The sequence below is a fragment of the Citrobacter sp. RHB35-C21 genome, assembly GCF_013816515.1.
Lineage (GTDB): Bacteria > Pseudomonadota > Gammaproteobacteria > Enterobacterales > Enterobacteriaceae > Citrobacter > Citrobacter braakii.
This window is the reverse complement of sequence record NZ_CP057147.1, coordinates 1,570,145-1,586,563: the sequence shown is the minus strand read 5'-3', so window position 1 is coordinate 1,586,563 and position 16,419 is coordinate 1,570,145. Positions and strand designations below refer to the sequence as shown.

Here is a 16,419-nt window from a genome sequence, read left to right as displayed (position 1 = left end):
GCAGGGCACATCATAGAGGAAAAGCTCAATTAAAACCGTGACCCGTCGCGAGTCACGGTTGATTATAGCCCCATCGCCGTGCCTGCCAGTAGCCAGAGATTGAGCGCCACGACCAGTATCACAATGACCCAGCCAATCTGTTTAACGCAACGACGATTGACCAGATCCCCCATCAGCTTACTGTCGCTGGTGAAGATCAGCAGCGGCACCAGCGCCAGCGCGATACCAAAACTGAGCAACACCTGACTCATCACCAGAATACGGGTCGGATCCAATCCCATTAGAATCACAATAAATGATGGCATCATGGTGACGGTACGGCGTACCCATAGCGGAATGTGAAAACGGATAAACCCTTGCATCACCACCTGCCCCGCCAGCGTACCGACCACGGTAGAAGAGAGTCCCGCAGCCACCAGGCTTAAACCAAACACCGTCGCTGCAGCGTGACTCAACAACGGTTCAAGGGTCAGATACGCCTGATCGAGATCGGCAATACCGGTATGCCCGCTAAAATGAAATGCAGCGGCAGCCGTCGCCATCATCGCCAGATTGACAAATCCGGCAATCGTCATGGCGATAGCCACATCCCATTTAGTGGCCGCATAGCGTTGTTGGCGTGTTCCGCCGTGCAAATGCTGAGTTAAGGAAGAGTGCAGATAAATGACGTGCGGCATGATAGTCGCCCCGAGCACCCCAGCGGCCAGGAACACCGCTTCGGAATTAGGCAGGCTTGGGATCACCATTCCCTTACTAAGCTGCGCGAAGTTCGGTTGGGAAAAAACCAGCTCCACAATGTAAGCCGCGGCCACAAACAGCAGCAGGCCGCCAATCACCTTTTCCAGCGGTTTTTGACCGCGACGCTGCAGCATCAGAATTAAGAACGTCGCGATACCGGTGAGTACGGCCCCTTGCAATAAGGAGACGCCGAGGATCAGTTTGAAGCCAATCGCAGCGCCAATAAATTCAGCAAGGTCTGTTGCCATAGCGATAATTTCTGCCTGCACCCAGTAGAACCACACCACCGGGCGAGGATAATGATCGCGAATTTGCTCCGCCAGGTTTTTACCCGTAGCAATGCCGAGTTTTGCCGACAGCACCTGAATCAGCATCGCCATCAGGTTTGCCCAGACCACCACCCACAGCAATTGATAACCAAAGCTGGCCCCTGCCTGGATATTGGTGGCGAAGTTACCCGGATCGATATAACCGATCGCCGCGATGAACGCAGGTCCCATTAATGCGAGCTTCAACTTGCGCGCTGCCCGCCCACTGCTACTCTCAACGCGATCGTTAGTCATTTTAATGCCTCAGAAACATAGCCTTTGCTATGTTTCAAGCTACGCCTACTGAGAATGATTATCAAATTCATTTTAATGGGTGACGTTGATTTCTCTGATAGCGTTTGTCTATGGATCGATAAGGATTCTGGAAATACCGGCGAGATGTTTAATTATTGTTATGAGAATAGCACAATGACATAACTTTTCACTTCCATACTAAACATAACGGAAGTGTATCACCGATCACTAATTTTGAATCTCGTCACAGGTCCTTATTATAGTGTGTGTTTGATCTCGTTTTCTTTATGGTTGTTACATAGAATGTGCACGAAAACTAAACCTGCCTCATATTTGGAGCAAATATGGACCGCGTTCTTCATTTTGTCCTGGCCCTTGCCGTGGTTGCGGTACTCGCACTGCTGGTAAGCAGTGACCGTAAAAAAATCCGCATTCGTTATGTTGTTCAATTGCTTGTTATCGAAGTGTTACTGGCATGGTTCTTCCTGAACTCTGATGTCGGTCTGGGCTTCGTGAGAGGCTTCTCCGAGATGTTTGAGAAACTGCTCGGGTTTGCTAATGAAGGGACAAACTTTGTCTTTGGTAGCATGAACGATAAAGGCCTGGCATTCTTCTTCCTGAAAGTGCTTTGCCCGATCGTCTTCATCTCCGCCCTGATCGGTATTTTGCAGCATATCCGCGTACTGCCGGTAATCATCCGCGCGATTGGTTTCCTGTTATCCAAAGTAAACGGTATGGGCAAACTGGAATCCTTCAACGCCGTCAGCTCTCTGATCCTGGGTCAGTCTGAGAACTTTATCGCCTATAAAGATATTCTCGGCAAAATGTCTCGCAACCGTATGTACACCATGGCAGCAACGGCGATGTCGACCGTTTCCATGTCTATCGTCGGCGCGTACATGACCATGCTGGAACCGAAGTACGTGGTTGCGGCGCTGGTTCTGAACATGTTCAGCACCTTTATCGTGCTGTCGCTGATCAACCCTTACCGCGTTGATGCCAGCGAAGAAAATATCCAGATGTCTAACCTGCACGAAGGCCAGAGTTTCTTCGAAATGCTGGGTGAATACATTCTGGCTGGTTTCAAAGTGGCAATTATCGTTGCGGCGATGCTGATTGGTTTCATCGCACTGATCGCTGCCCTGAACGCCCTGTTCGCCACCGTGACCGGTTGGTTTGGCTACAGCATCTCTTTCCAGGGCATCCTGGGTTACATCTTCTACCCGGTTGCATGGGTAATGGGTGTGCCGTCCAGCGAAGCGCTGCAGGTGGGCAGTATCATGGCAACTAAACTGGTTTCCAACGAATTCGTTGCGATGATGGATCTGCAGAAAATCGCCGCTACGCTCTCCCCGCGCGCAGAAGGCATCCTGTCCGTGTTCCTGGTTTCCTTCGCTAACTTCTCTTCCATCGGTATTATCGCCGGTGCGATTAAAGGCCTGAACGAAGAGCAAGGTAACGTGGTTTCTCGCTTTGGTCTGAAGCTGGTGTACGGCTCTACGCTGGTGAGCGTACTGTCTGCATCTATCGCCGCACTGGTGCTGTAAGCGTAAGACAACGTCGCAGTAATAAGACCGGGGAGATTCATATTCTCCCCGGTTTTTTTATGCCTGCGATTCAGCAAACCAAAGAGATAAAGAGTAAGAACTGGCAGGATGCAGAAACAAAAAACCCCCGCTTTTCAGCGAGGGTTTAAATTTTGGTGGAGCTAAGCGGGATCGAACCGCTGACCTCTTGCATGCCATGCAAGCGCTCTCCCAGCTGAGCTATAGCCCCACGATGCTTTTACGTACGTACCAAATTCATTGGGATTAAATTTGGTGGAGCTAAGCGGGATCGAACCGCTGACCTCTTGCATGCCATGCAAGCGCTCTCCCAGCTGAGCTATAGCCCCATTACGTAAAGCTTGTCGAGTTGACGGGCGGCATCATATGAATTCCCTTCGCGTGTGTCAACGGCAAAATTAACTCATAGAATTCAATCGCTGAAAAAGCAGTCAAATGAAGAACATTGCGTAACAACTCGCATTCAGTAGTTAAACGCGTCACGGTTTCTACTAAAATGGTGCTATAAAATGAACCACTAATTAACCCCACGACTATTCAGGGAATCGTTATGTTCAAGGAACGGATGACGCCAGAAGAACTTGCTAATCTGACCGGATACAGCCGACAGACCATCAATAAATGGGTACGCAAAGAAGGTTGGGCGACATCACCAAAACCAGGCGTTCAGGGCGGTAAAGCCCGGCTGGTTCACGTCACCGAACAAGTTCGTGAATACATTCGCAGCGCTGAGCGTTCAGCCGAAGGTTTATCAGATAACTTATCGTTATCCGGCGATACCTCTGTTGAAGCGCTGCTGATTAGGCTCGCTAAAGAAATGACGCCGACAGAACAGAAAATGTTTACCTCACTGATCCTGCGTGAAGGCATTACGGGTTTATTACAGCGTTTAGGGATCCGCGAAAACAAATAATATGAAAAAATTACGCAGCAAAATGACGACCGAAGAGCTGGCGGAATGTCTCGGGGTTGCCAAACAAACCGTCAATCGTTGGATCAGAGAACAAAACTGGACTACCGAAAAGTTTCCCGGCGTTAAAGGTGGTCGTGCCAGACTGATTCATATTGACTCCAGCGTCCGCGCGTTTCTGCTCAATATTCCCGCTTTTCGCAAAGTCCCTGAAGTTTATCAGGCTGAAGAACCGCTGGCAGAATACACCCATGTAGTACGCAGCCACGCGTGTCGCCAGATAATTAGCGCACTGGACAACATGTCCCCAACGGAACAAGAAAAGCTGGCGATGTATATTTCGCGCGAAGGTATTCGCACTTTTCTTACTCGTTTGGGTATTGATGAGTCTGAATAACAGGCAAAAAAACGGCAGGATACGCTCCTGCCGTTGTTTCATCGGTCAATCAGTCTTATTGCTGGCTTTCACGCTCAGCAATAAACGCCAGCGCTTTATTAATACGCTCAATGCTGCGGGATTTACCAATCGCATGCACCGTAACGTCTAACGCCGGGGACTGACCCGCGCCGGTAACGGCTACGCGCAGCGGCATCCCGACTTTACCCATGCCAACTTCCAGTTCATCAGCCGTTGCCTGAATCGCATGGTGCACGTTTTCTGCCGTCCACTCGCTAATCGCAGCCAGCTTGCCGCGAACCACTTCCAGCGGCTGACGCGCAACCGGGCGCAGGTGTTTCTTCGCTGCATCAGCGTCGAACTCGGCAAAGTCTTCGTAGAAGTAGCGGCAGCTCTGCGCCATCTCTTTCAGCGTTTTGCAGCGCTCACCGAGCAGTTTAACCAGCTCTGACAGCTGCGGGCCTACGCGGGTATCGATATTTTCCTGCTCAATATGCCACTGCAGATGGGTTGCTACATATTCCGGTGCCAGCGCATTAATATAGTGATGGTTCAGCCACTGCAGTTTTTCGGTGTTAAACGCACTCGCAGACTTGCTCACCGCACCAAGGGAGAACAGTTTGATCATCTCTTCACGGGTGAAAATTTCCTGATCGCCACTGGACCAGCCCAGACGCACCAGATAGTTCAGCAGCGCTTCCGGCAGGTAACCGTCGTCGCGGTATTGCATAACGCTGACCGCACCGTGACGTTTGGAGAGTTTTTTACCATCGTCACCGTTGATCATTGATACGTGTGCGTAAACTGGCACCGGCGCGTTCAGCGCTTTCAGGATATTGATCTGACGCGGAGTGTTGTTGATATGGTCTTCACCACGAATAACGTGGGTGATTTCCATATCCCAGTCGTCGACAACAACGCAGAAGTTGTAGGTCGGGGAACCGTCGGTACGGCGAATGATCAAATCATCCAGCTCCTGGTTGCTGAATTCGATCGGCCCACGGATCTGGTCGTCAAAAATAACGGAACCGTCCTGCGGGTTGGCAAAACGGACCACGCAAGGTTCATCAGCGGCATGATGCTCGTGGCCGTGGCGGCATCGGCCGTCGTAACGCGGCTTCTCACCGTTCGCCATCTGCTCTTCGCGCAGCGCGTCCAGACGCTCTTTAGAGCAGTAGCATTTATATGCGGTGCCTGCTTCCAGCATTTCATCAATCACCGCGTTGTAGCGATCAAAACGTTTGGTCTGGAAGTACGGGCCTTCATCCCATTCCAGATTCAGCCAGTTCATGCCATCCATAATGGCTTCAATAGCTTCCGGAGTGGAGCGTTCGAGATCGGTGTCTTCAATACGCAGCACAAACTCACCGCCATGGTTGCGTGCAAAAAGCCAGGAATAAAGAGCAGTACGCGCACCGCCGACGTGCAGGTAGCCTGTCGGGCTTGGCGCGAAGCGAGTTTTGATTTTCATGAAATGGCCTTACGTTTATAAAGATGCCGACAACCGGCAAATCCAGGGAAGATTATCAGGCTCGTATTCTATCACCGTGGTCTGATTCCTCAATGTTGTTCAGGTTGGAACATTACGCTTTGCCATTTTCGTATACAAATCATGCCGCACGGACTGTTTTGCGATCGTTTTGTTTAAATTTACGACGAACGAACAATTTCTTTAGAAAATGCGTTGACTCATTTTCAACTCTCCCTATAATGCGACTCCACACAGCGGGGGTGATTAGCTCAGCTGGGAGAGCACCTCCCTTACAAGGAGGGGGTCGGCGGTTCGAACCCGTCATCACCCACCAACTACTTTATGTAGTCTCCGCCGTGTAAAACAAGAAATTGAGAAGTGGGTGATTAGCTCAGCTGGGAGAGCACCTCCCTTACAAGGAGGGGGTCGGCGGTTCGATCCCGTCATCACCCACCACTTTCTCGCCAGCTGGATTTCTTGTTAAAATGTGAAGTACCGAAGTGGGTGATTAGCTCAGCTGGGAGAGCACCTCCCTTACAAGGAGGGGGTCGGCGGTTCGATCCCGTCATCACCCACCACTTCGGGTCGTTAGCTCAGTTGGTAGAGCAGTTGACTTTTAATCAATTGGTCGCAGGTTCGAATCCTGCACGACCCACCAATGTAAAAAGGCGCCCTAAAGGCGCCTTTTTGCTATCTGCAATTTATAAGATTCGAACCTGCAGCAGGTCGAGTCGAACGCAGTGAGACAACGGAGCCGTTTACGGCGACGGCCCGAAGGGCGAGCGAAGCGAGTCATCCTGCACGACCCACCAATGTAAAAAGGCGCCCTAAAGGCGCCTTTTTGCTATGCAGAGAAGAACCATTTCCCCTCTGATAACCATCAGCGTGAGCGTTATAACTGATACAACGGATCGCGGGCGCGGGCTGCGGTTAATTCACTGGCCTGCATACGCACCACATCCCACAGCGCCTGAGCAGCGGTTGATAAAGAGCGGTTTTTACGTCGGGCCAGCATCAGTTGCCGTTCAACAACCGGCGTCAGGCGCTTAACCTGCAAGTGACTGCCCTGCGGTAAGGGGAGCGCCAGCGCGGGCAGCACGCTGATGCCAATCCCCGCCTCAACCATCGGAAACAGCGTGGCGGGATGGCCTATCTCCTGAACGATATTGGCATCAATGGAAAAATGGGCCAGCGCAGCGTCGATCAGCGGTCGACTACCGGAAGCATAATCCTGTAGCACCAGGCGTTCGTGATACAAATCCTGCCAGTTCACCCACTCTCGTTGGGCTAACGGATGATCCTGGCGACACAGCAGCAGGAACGGTTCGGACAGCACGGCTTCACACTGCAAATCGGTGACTGCGCCGGGATCAATCACAATGCCAAAATCCACTTCTCCCTGGCGAATACTCTCCAGCACCCATTGCTGTGGCCGGTCGTGCAGCACAAAATCGATAGCCGGATAAAGCTGATTACTCTGGGCAATACACTGCGGAATAAGATGAGCAGAGATCGTCTGGCTGGCGGCAACCCGCACCGTGCCGGTTAACTGCGTACCTACCTGTCCGGCTTCGCGCAGCGTGCTGTGCAATTCATCCAGAATACGTTCCAGCCGCGCCGCCAACTGGTGTCCGGCCTCCGTCAGCACCACTTCCCGCGTCGTTCTGTCCAATAACCGCACACCCGTCTGCCCTTCCAGCTCTTTTACACTATGGCTAACCGCCGACTGGCTTAAGCCGATGATATCCCCCGCCCGGCTAAAGCTTTTGGCTTGAGCGACGGTGACAAAGATACGCAACTGACGCAGAGAGTAATTCATCTATTCGATTCATATATGGATGCAATAAATCAATTTTATTTCTCAAACGGAAAAAAGCAAAATGTTACTACCGAATTTCAGGAGTCTTTATGAAACTTTTTCGTATTCTTGATCCGTTCACGATAACGCTGATTACCGTTGTTTTGCTGGCATCCTTTTTCCCGGCCGAAGGTGGTTTTGTGCCTTTCTTTGAAGGCTTAACCACCGCCGCCATTGCCCTGCTGTTTTTTATGCACGGGGCGAAACTCTCGCGTGAAGCCATTATTGCCGGTGGTAGCCACTGGCGTTTGCATCTGTGGGTGATGTGCAGCACGTTTGTTGTCTTCCCGGTTTTCGGCGTTCTGTTCGCCTGGTGGGCGCCGGTCAACGTAGACCCGATGCTGTACACCGGTTTCCTGTACCTGTGTATTTTGCCTGCCACTGTGCAGTCGGCCATCGCTTTTACGTCGCTGGCGGGCGGTAACGTTGCCGCCGCCGTTTGTTCTGCTTCGGCCTCCAGCCTGCTGGGTATTTTTCTCTCGCCGCTGCTGGTAGGGCTGGTGATGAATATGCACGGCGCAGAAGGCAGCCTGGAGCAGGTGGGAAAAATCATGTTGCAGCTGCTGCTGCCGTTCGTGCTGGGTCACCTTTCACGTCCGTGGATTGGAAACTGGGTTTCTCGACATAAAAAATGGATCGCGAAAACGGATCAATCCTCTATTTTGCTGGTGGTGTACTCTGCCTTCAGTGAAGCCGTCGTTAACGGGATCTGGCACAAAGTGGGGGTGGGTTCACTGCTGTTTATCGTGGTGGTCAGCATCATTCTGCTGGCAATCGTGATTGGCATAAATGTCTTTGTTGCGCGCAAATGCGGCTTTAACAAAGCTGATGAAATCACGATTGTATTCTGCGGTTCGAAAAAGAGCCTGGCGAACGGGATCCCAATGGCAAATATTTTGTTCCCGACTTCGGTGATTGGGATGATGGTGCTGCCGTTGATGATCTTCCATCAAATACAGCTAATGGTGTGCGCCGTGCTGGCGCGTCGCTACAAGCAACAGACGGACGCATTGCAGGCGCAACAGAAAAGCCGCGCCGCAAAAGCTTAAAGAGGACGTTTCAGGGGCTGCACCAGTTGCGTCAGCCCCTCAGTTTTAATCAGCAGCGTGATTTGCATCAGCTCGCCAAGCTTGCCCGGCGGGAATTCATCCTTACGGGCAAACCACAGCAGATACTCTTCCGGAACATCAATCAACCGACGCCCTTTATATTTGCCAAAGGGCATCACAGTATTAGCGATGTCAACCAACTGCTCTTTTTCCATCTCAGGCACCCAGTAAGCGGATCATTTCAGCTTCATCGATCACGGCAATACCCAGTTCCTGTGCTTTTGCCAGTTTCGAACCCGCCGCTTCACCGGCAATCACCAGATCGGTTTTCTTCGACACGCTACCGGCCACTTTTGCACCTAACTCGGTCAGTCTCGCTTTGGCGTCATCGCGCGACATCAGGCTCAGGCTCCCGGTCAGCACCACCGTTTTACCTGCGAAGGGGCTGTCGATTTCTTCAGCGTTAATGACCACCGGCGCTGGCCAGTGGATCCCCTGCGCCAGCAGTTGAACAATTACCTCGCGGTTGCTCTCCTCGGCGAAGAAATTAAACACGTGCGTCGCCACCACGATGCCGACATCCGGCACTTTTTGCAGCTCTTCAATGGAAGCGGCTTCCAGCGCGTCGAGCGTGCCAAAATACGCCGCCAGACCTGCAGCCGTGGCTTCGCCGACTTCACGAATGCCTAGCGCATAGAGGAAACGGGCAAACGTGGTTTCTTTCGCTTTTTCCAGCGCATTGACCACGTTTTGCGCCGACTTCGGCCCCATACGATCAAGCCCCGTCAGTTTACCGGCGGTCAGGGTGAAAAGATCCGCCGGCGTGTGGACATACTCTTTCTCGACCAGTTGATCGATAATTTTGTCGCCCATACCGTCAACGTCGAGCGCGCGGCGGGAAACAAAGTGTTTCAGCGATTCCTTACGCTGTGCTCCACAGATTAAACCGCCGGTGCAGCGAGTGACCGCTTCGCCTTCCACACGTTCAACGTCGGAATTACATACCGGACAATGCGCTGGAAACACAATTTCGCGGGTATCGTCCGGGCGTTCAGAAAGCACGACGTTCACCACCTGCGGGATGACATCGCCCGCACGGCGAATGACGACTTTATCGCCAATACGCAACCCCAGACGCTCGATTTCATCAGCGTTATGCAGCGTTGCGTTACTGACCAGCACCCCGGCAACCTGGACCGGCTCAAGGCGGGCGACGGGCGTAATCGCCCCGGTACGTCCAACCTGAAACTCAACATCGCGTACGAAAGTCATCTGCTCCTGCGCCGGGAACTTAAAGGCCACAGCCCAGCGCGGCGCGCGGGCAACAAAGCCCAATTGCTCCTGCAACGCCATAGAGTTGACTTTGATCACCACGCCATCGATATCAAATCCCAGCGTTGGTCGGTCTTCTTCAACCTTGTGATAGTAAGCAAGTACTTCCTCCGGGGAGTCGCAAAGCGCCACTCTGTCGCTTACCGGCAGGCCCCACTCTTTAAATTGCAGCAGGCGGCCCAGATGGGTATCTGGCAGCACGCCGCCTTCCAACACACCAACGCCATAGCAGAAGAAAGTAAGCGGTCGCTTCGCTGTGATACGCGGATCGAGTTGGCGCAATGAACCGGCCGCTGCGTTACGCGGGTTAGCAAACACTTTGTTGCCAGTGCGGCGGGCCTCTTCGTTAATTTTTTCAAATCCGGCCTGTGGCAGGAACACTTCACCGCGCACTTCCAGACGTGAAGGGATGTTTTCGCCACGCAGTTTTAACGGGATTGCGCGAATGGTGCGCACGTTAGAGGTAATATCCTCACCCGTGGTGCCATCACCACGCGTTGCAGCGCTGACCAGCACACCGTTTTCATACAGGATACTCACCGCCAGGCCGTCCAGTTTCAGTTCACAGCACCAGGTCAGTTTATCGGTACTCTTTAGCCTGTCCTGCACGCGCTTGTTGAAAGCGAGAAAACTCTCTTCATCAAACACGTTATCCAGCGACAGCATCGGCACTTCATGGCGAATCTGGCTGAACGCGGTTAACGGCGCTGCGCCAACGCGTTGGGTTGGCGAGTCGGGGGTAACAAGGTCCGGATGCTGCGCTTCCAGCTCGCGCAGTTCGCGCATCAGGCGATCGTATTCCGCATCGGGAATTTCCGGCGCGTCCATCACATGGTAGAGATACTCATGATGGCGAAGCGTGGTTCGCAGTTCTGTCAGTTGTTGTTCGATTGATTCCATATCGCACCATCAATGATAAAAAACCCCCGACAGGCGGGGGTTTAGAAAGGAAATGTCACGCCAGAGGAAAATCAGGCGCGAGATTCTTTAACTTCGCGGATGCGGTCCTGATACTCGCGCAGTTTCTGCGGCGTCATCATGCGACGTTGATCGTCGAGCACCACACCACCCACTTCATCGGCAATGTGCTGTGCAGACTGCAGCATCAGCTTAAAGTTTTGCAGCTCGTCCCCGTAGGACGGAACCTGCATAAAAATAGTCACGCCAGGGGTGCTGAAGTCGCCCGTCATTTCTGGGTCAAACGTTCCCGGATTAACCATATTAGCGAGGCTGAACAGCGACGGACCGCTGCCATCCGGGCTCAAATGACGATGGAAAATATTCATATCGCCAAATTTGAAACCGGCCTGCTGAATGCTGTTGAGCAGCACTTCCCCGTTGAGCTCGCTACCATGATGAGCCGCAACGTTCATAATGATGACCGCTTCTTTACGCTGCGGTTTTTCAGCAACAGGCGCTTCTTCTACTACCGGCTCGGGCTGCGGTTGATGTTCAACAACAGGCTCTGCTGGCTGGAAGGTCTGCGGCGCAGGTTGCGGTGCTTGCTGAGCAGGTTGCTGAACCTGCGGGGCAACAGGTTGCTGCACAGGTGGCTGCTGAACAGGCTGATGTTGCACCGGCTGCTGCGGTTGTACAGGCTGCTGCTGCTGAACATGCGGCGGCGGTACCGGCGCTTGTGCAGGCTGCTGCGCAGGCTGACGCGGCTGAGCAGACGCATAAGGCGGCTGGTACTGGTGTTGCGGCGACTGAGGAGGAACACCATGTTCCTGCGCATTACCGGGAGCATGATTCACACGATGAACGCGAACTTCACCCACGCCTTCGTCTTCCTCGACGTTGTCGTCGAACGAATCCTCGTCTTCACGTTTAGACTTCATGCGTTTCAGTGGGCGATCGCGGAATATAGAAGACCGCTCTTTACGGCTAGTCCAAAAACCATGTACCAGTAAAGCGATTATGGCGATCGCGCCAACAATGATTAATATCAGACGCAAATCCTGCATCATTATATTCTCTGTTGTTCTAACACCTTGCCACCACGGCAAACATTTACTCACTAAGAGTATTTGTCGATTACGCCAAGTGCAAGTGTACTCTTGGCTTTCACGGCATAAAGATGAACAAAATTGTGCTTTTTGCTGTTTTTTCGAACATTTCCGAACAGCTTAACGCTCAACAACCCGGTAAGATACGCACAGTTTACCAGAGCTTATATAACAAGGAGTACGTCCTGACCATGGTTTCATCATCTGCAGTTGTACCTCGCAGCGGCCTTTATTACTTTTCTCAGGGATGGAAGCTCATCACCCAACCGGGCATTCGTCGTTTTGTTATTCTGCCTTTGCTGGTGAATATCCTGCTGATGGGCGGCGCATTCTGGTGGTTATTTACGCAGCTCGGTAACTGGGTTCCCGCGCTGATGAGTCACGTCCCTGACTGGCTTCAGTGGCTCAGCTATTTACTGTGGCCGATTGTGACCATTTCAGTGCTGTTGGTGTTCGGCTACCTGTTCTCCACTATCGCCAACTGGATCGCCGCACCGTTTAACGGTCTGCTGGCTGAACAGCTGGAAGCACGCTTAACGGGCGCAACGCCGCCCGACACCGGCATTCTCGGCATTATGAAAGACGTTCCGCGCATTATGAAACGCGAATGGCAAAAGCTGGCGTGGTATCTCCCGCGCGCCTTCGTGTTGCTGATCCTCTATTTTATTCCAGGCATTGGGCAGACCGTCGCCCCGGTCCTGTGGTTCCTGTTCAGCGCGTGGATGCTGGCTATTCAGTACTGCGATTATCCTTTTGATAACCATAAGGTGCCTTTTAAGGAGATGCGCGTCGCGCTGCGCACGCGCAAAGTGACCAATATGCAGTTTGGCGCGTTGACCAGCCTGTTCACCATGATTCCGGTGCTCAATCTGTTCATCATGCCGGTAGCGGTTTGTGGTGCCACGGCGATGTGGGTAGACTGCTATCGTGCTAAACACGCGTTATGGAAGTAATGCAAAAATGTGTAAAAGCGGGCTGGCTTATGCCCGCTCTTATTCCATACTGCTACGCATTATTTCTCATCAGCATATAGATATGCGAATTCCTTACTTCCCCATACTTTCTCAACAGGTATGCTGAAGCGGTATCCCAATTTCATACAGTTAAGGACAGGCCATGAGTAAGATTTTTGAAGATAACTCGCTGACTATCGGTCATACGCCGCTGGTTCGACTGAACCGTATCGGTAACGGACGCATTCTGGCGAAGGTGGAATCACGCAACCCAAGCTTTAGCGTCAAATGCCGTATCGGTGCCAATATGATTTGGGATGCCGAAAAACGTGGCGTACTGAAACCGGGCGTTGAGCTGGTAGAACCGACCAGCGGCAACACGGGGATTGCGCTGGCCTACGTTGCCGCCGCCCGTGGTTACAAACTGACTCTGACCATGCCGGAAACCATGAGCATTGAGCGCCGCAAGCTTTTAAAAGCGCTGGGCGCGAACCTGGTGCTGACTGAAGGCGCAAAAGGTATGAAGGGCGCAATTCAGAAAGCGGAAGAAATCGTAGCCAGCGATCCGGAAAAATTCCTGCTGCTGCAGCAGTTCAGCAACCCGGCGAACCCGGAAATTCACGAAAAAACCACCGGCCCGGAAATCTGGGAAGATACCGATGGCCAGGTTGATGTCTTTATTTCCGGCGTCGGCACCGGCGGTACGCTAACTGGCGTGACCCGTTACATTAAAGGCACTAAAGGCAAAACCGATCTGATCACCGTCGCGGTAGAACCTACTGACTCCCCTGTTATCGCCCAGGCATTGGCGGGTGAAGAACTCAAACCTGGCCCGCATAAAATTCAGGGTATTGGCGCGGGCTTCATTCCTGGCAACCTTGATCTGAAGCTTATCGATAAAGTCGTTGCCATCACCAATGATGAAGCTATTTCTACCGCGCGCCGCCTGATGGAAGAAGAAGGTATTCTGGCGGGGATCTCTTCTGGCGCAGCCGTGGCTGCCGCGCTTAAGCTCCAGGAAGATGAATCCTTTACCAACAAGAATATTGTGGTTATCCTACCGTCATCGGGTGAGCGTTATCTGAGCACTGCATTGTTTGCCGATCTCTTCACAGAGAAAGAACTGCAACAGTAATGCCAGCATGTTAAAAACGCGTAAAAAAGCACCCTTTGGGGTGCTTTTTTGTGGCCTGCTTCAAATTTTCAACTCTCCTGGCATTGATTCAACCCGCCGGAACTGGTATTTAACCAAACTAATTATTTTGATGCGCGAAATTAATCGTTACAGGAAAAGCGCTAGCTGAATCGATTTTATGATTTGGTTCAACTCTTCCTTTCGCGGCATAATGTTTAATGACGAACGAAACGTCAGCGGCAAGAAGTTGCCAGCAACGGATTGCACCGAACTCCTTTTGTGTCGCGTCCAGTTTACGCCGATGCTAACAATACAGGCTAAAGTTGAACCGCCAGGCTAGACTTTAGTTCCACAACACTAAACCTATAAGTTGGGGAAATATAATGTTCCAGCAAGAAGTTACCATTACCGCTCCGAACGGTCTGCATACTCGCCCTGCTGCTCAGTTTGTTAAAGAAGCAAAAGGCTTTACTTCTGAAATTACTGTGACTTCCAACGGCAAAAGCGCTAGCGCCAAAAGCCTGTTTAAACTGCAGACTCTGGGCCTGACTCAGGGTACCGTTGTCACCCTGTCCGCAGAAGGTGAAGACGAGCAGAAAGCAGTTGAGCATCTGGTTAAACTGATGGCTGAACTCGAGTAAGTTCAACGAGTTCTTTTAAATATCAGTCACAAGTAAGGTAGGGTTATGATTTCAGGCATTTTAGCATCCCCGGGTATCGCTTTCGGTAAAGCATTGCTGCTGAAAGAAGACGAGATCGTCATTGACCGGAAAAAAATTTCTGCCGACAAGGTTGATCAGGAAGTTGAACGTTTTCTGAGCGGTCGTGCCAAGGCATCTGCGCAACTGGAAGCGATCAAAACCAAAGCTGGTGAAACGTTCGGTGAAGAAAAAGAAGCCATCTTTGAAGGGCATATCATGCTGCTCGAAGATGAGGAGCTGGAGCAGGAAATCATAGCCCTGATTAAAGATAAGCACATGACGGCTGATGCAGCTGCGCATGAAGTTATCGAAGGTCAGGCCACAGCCCTTGAAGAGCTGGATGATGAATACCTGAAAGAACGTGCGGCTGACGTACGTGACATCGGTAAACGCCTGCTGCGTAACATCCTGGGTCTGGCTATTATCGACCTGAGCGCTATTCAGGAAGAAGTTATCCTGGTAGCCGCAGACCTGACCCCGTCAGAAACCGCACAGCTGAACCTGAACAAGGTGCTGGGTTTCATCACTGACGCGGGCGGACGGACTTCCCATACTTCTATCATGGCGCGTTCTCTGGAACTGCCAGCCATCGTAGGTACGGGTAGCGTCACCTCTCAGGTTAAAAACGACGACTATCTGATTCTGGATGCCGTAAACAACCAAGTTTACGTCAATCCGACCAACGAAGTTATTGAGCAACTGCGCGCCGTTCAGGAGCAGGTTGCTACTGAGAAAGCGGAACTTGCTAAGCTGAAAGATCTCCCGGCTATCACGCTGGACGGACATCAGGTAGAAGTTTGCGCCAACATCGGTACCGTTCGTGACGTTGAAGGCGCTGAGCGTAATGGCGCCGAGGGTGTTGGTCTGTACCGCACCGAATTCCTGTTCATGGACCGTGAATCGCTGCCGACTGAAGAAGAACAGTTTGCCGCGTATAAAGCCGTTGCTGAAGCCTGTGGCTCTCAGGCGGTCATCGTCCGTACCATGGACATCGGCGGCGATAAAGAGCTGCCGTACATGAACTTCCCGAAAGAAGAGAACCCGTTCCTGGGCTGGCGTGCCGTACGTATCGCCATGGATCGTAAAGAGATCCTGCGGGATCAGGTTCGCGCTATCCTGCGCGCCTCTGCTTTCGGCAAACTGCGCATCATGTTCCCAATGATCATCTCTGTTGAAGAAGTGCGCGCACTACGCAAAGAGATCGAAATCTACAAACAGGAACTGCGCGACGAAGGTAAAGCATTTGACGAAAGCATTGAGATTGGCGTGATGGTGGAAACACCGGCAGCGGCAACAATTGCGCGTCATTTAGCCAAAGAAGTTGATTTCTTTAGTATCGGCACCAATGATTTAACGCAGTACACCCTGGCAGTTGACCGTGGTAATGATATGATTTCACACCTTTACCAACCGATGTCGCCATCTGTGCTGACGCTGATCAAGCAAGTTATTGATGCTTCTCATGCGGAAGGCAAATGGACTGGCATGTGTGGTGAGCTTGCAGGCGACGAACGTGCTACACTTCTGTTGCTGGGGATGGGTCTGGACGAATTCTCTATGAGCGCCATTTCTATCCCGCGCATTAAGAAGATTATCCGTAACACGAACTTCGAAGATGCGAAGGTGTTAGCAGAGCAGGCTCTTGCTCAACCGACAACGGACGAGTTAATGACGCTGGTTAACAAGTTCATTGAAGAAAAAACAATCTGCTAATCCACGAGATGCGGCCCAATTTACTGCT

At 51.9% G+C, this 16,419-nt stretch carries 14 protein-coding genes, 6 tRNA genes and 1 other RNA gene; 13 read left to right on the top strand and 8 right to left on the bottom strand.

The window, feature by feature from the left end; all coding sequences use genetic code 11:
• Window positions 1-62 precede the first annotated feature (62 nt).
• A complete protein-coding gene (locus HVZ39_RS07675) occupies window positions 63-1,301 on the bottom strand; it encodes an Nramp family divalent metal transporter (protein WP_016153911.1) in 1,239 nt (412 codons plus the stop codon).
• 344 nt (window positions 1,302-1,645) lie between these two features.
• On the opposite strand from HVZ39_RS07675, the gene nupC reads away from it, so the two are divergent.
• Window positions 1,646-2,848: a nucleoside permease NupC gene (gene nupC, locus HVZ39_RS07670; protein WP_016157084.1), complete on the top strand. Its 1,203-nt coding sequence runs from the start codon at window positions 1,646-1,648 to the stop codon at window positions 2,846-2,848.
• Window positions 2,849-3,001: 153 nt separating this feature from the next.
• Here nupC and HVZ39_RS07665 read toward each other — a convergent pair.
• Window positions 3,002-3,077 (bottom strand) — tRNA-Ala (locus tag HVZ39_RS07665).
• A gap of 42 nt (window positions 3,078-3,119) precedes the next feature.
• Window positions 3,120-3,195 (bottom strand) — tRNA-Ala (locus HVZ39_RS07660).
• A 221-nt stretch (window positions 3,196-3,416) separates the two neighbouring features.
• Between HVZ39_RS07660 and HVZ39_RS07655 the strand changes: the two genes are divergently transcribed.
• Both HVZ39_RS07655 and HVZ39_RS07650 read left to right on the top strand, forming a co-directional pair.
• On the top strand, window positions 3,417-3,779 hold the full coding sequence (locus HVZ39_RS07655) for a YfeC-like transcriptional regulator (RefSeq protein ID WP_016153913.1): 363 nt from the start codon (window positions 3,417-3,419) through the stop codon (window positions 3,777-3,779).
• Window position 3,780: 1 nt separating this feature from the next.
• Window positions 3,781-4,173 carry a YfeC-like transcriptional regulator gene (locus tag HVZ39_RS07650; RefSeq protein WP_016153914.1) on the top strand — a complete coding sequence of 131 codons (393 nt, stop codon included), beginning with the start codon at window positions 3,781-3,783 and terminating at the stop codon, window positions 4,171-4,173.
• 55 nt (window positions 4,174-4,228) lie between these two features.
• Here HVZ39_RS07650 and gltX read toward each other — a convergent pair whose 3' ends face one another.
• Window positions 4,229-5,644: a glutamate--tRNA ligase gene (gene gltX / locus HVZ39_RS07645; protein ID WP_181633422.1), complete on the bottom strand. Its 1,416-nt coding sequence runs from the start codon at window positions 5,642-5,644 to the stop codon at window positions 4,229-4,231.
• 258 nt (window positions 5,645-5,902) lie between these two features.
• On the opposite strand from gltX, the gene HVZ39_RS07640 reads away from it, so the two are divergent.
• The 5 genes from HVZ39_RS07640 to HVZ39_RS07620 all read left to right on the top strand — a co-directional run bounded on the left by HVZ39_RS07640 (window position 5,903) and on the right by HVZ39_RS07620 (window position 6,456).
• Window positions 5,903-5,978, top strand: a tRNA-Val gene (locus HVZ39_RS07640).
• Between the two features lie 46 nt (window positions 5,979-6,024).
• A tRNA-Val gene (locus tag HVZ39_RS07635) sits at window positions 6,025-6,100 on the top strand.
• A gap of 46 nt (window positions 6,101-6,146) precedes the next feature.
• A tRNA-Val gene (locus HVZ39_RS07630) sits at window positions 6,147-6,222 on the top strand.
• 4 nt (window positions 6,223-6,226) lie between these two features.
• Window positions 6,227-6,302: transfer RNA gene (locus HVZ39_RS07625), tRNA-Lys, on the top strand.
• Between the two features lie 29 nt (window positions 6,303-6,331).
• Window positions 6,332-6,456: non-coding RNA, RtT sRNA (locus tag HVZ39_RS07620), on the top strand.
• Between the two features lie 80 nt (window positions 6,457-6,536).
• On the opposite strand, the gene HVZ39_RS07615 is transcribed toward HVZ39_RS07620, so the two are convergent.
• Window positions 6,537-7,463 (bottom strand): LysR family transcriptional regulator, encoded by a 927-nt coding sequence (locus tag HVZ39_RS07615; protein WP_016153919.1) that lies wholly within the window; start codon window positions 7,461-7,463, stop codon window positions 6,537-6,539.
• Between the two features lie 89 nt (window positions 7,464-7,552).
• On the opposite strand from HVZ39_RS07615, the gene HVZ39_RS07610 reads away from it, so the two are divergent.
• Complete coding sequence (locus HVZ39_RS07610) at window positions 7,553-8,551, top strand: bile acid:sodium symporter family protein (protein ID WP_080859851.1); 999 nt, start codon at window positions 7,553-7,555, stop codon at window positions 8,549-8,551.
• On the opposite strand, the gene HVZ39_RS07605 is transcribed toward HVZ39_RS07610, so the two are convergent.
• From HVZ39_RS07605 to zipA, 3 genes are all read right to left on the bottom strand, one after another.
• On the bottom strand, window positions 8,548-8,766 hold the full coding sequence (locus HVZ39_RS07605; protein WP_016153921.1) for a DUF3820 family protein: 219 nt from the start codon (window positions 8,764-8,766) through the stop codon (window positions 8,548-8,550). The two genes, HVZ39_RS07610 and HVZ39_RS07605, sit on opposite strands and share 4 nt — an antisense overlap.
• A 1-nt stretch (window position 8,767) precedes the next feature.
• Window positions 8,768-10,783, bottom strand: coding sequence for an NAD-dependent DNA ligase LigA (gene ligA / locus HVZ39_RS07600; RefSeq protein WP_019077345.1), 2,016 nt, complete (start codon window positions 10,781-10,783; stop codon window positions 8,768-8,770).
• 71 nt (window positions 10,784-10,854) lie between these two features.
• Window positions 10,855-11,850: a cell division protein ZipA gene (gene zipA, locus HVZ39_RS07595; protein WP_047358215.1), complete on the bottom strand. Its 996-nt coding sequence runs from the start codon at window positions 11,848-11,850 to the stop codon at window positions 10,855-10,857.
• A gap of 230 nt (window positions 11,851-12,080) precedes the next feature.
• Here zipA and cysZ point away from each other — a divergent pair, with 230 nt between their 5' ends.
• From cysZ to ptsI, 4 genes are all read left to right on the top strand, one after another.
• A complete protein-coding gene (cysZ, locus tag HVZ39_RS07590) occupies window positions 12,081-12,842 on the top strand; it encodes a sulfate transporter CysZ (RefSeq protein ID WP_016153924.1) in 762 nt (253 codons plus the stop codon).
• Between the two features lie 163 nt (window positions 12,843-13,005).
• Window positions 13,006-13,977 (top strand): cysteine synthase A, encoded by a 972-nt coding sequence (gene cysK / locus HVZ39_RS07585; protein ID WP_005121957.1) that lies wholly within the window; start codon window positions 13,006-13,008, stop codon window positions 13,975-13,977.
• A 383-nt stretch (window positions 13,978-14,360) separates the two neighbouring features.
• Window positions 14,361-14,618 (top strand): phosphocarrier protein Hpr, encoded by a 258-nt coding sequence (ptsH, locus tag HVZ39_RS07580; RefSeq protein ID WP_002913505.1) that lies wholly within the window; start codon window positions 14,361-14,363, stop codon window positions 14,616-14,618.
• 45 nt (window positions 14,619-14,663) lie between these two features.
• Entirely contained in the window at window positions 14,664-16,391 is a 1,728-nt protein-coding gene (gene ptsI, locus HVZ39_RS07575) for a phosphoenolpyruvate-protein phosphotransferase PtsI (RefSeq protein ID WP_016153925.1), read from the top strand.
• The last annotated feature ends 28 nt before the right edge of the window (window positions 16,392-16,419 follow it).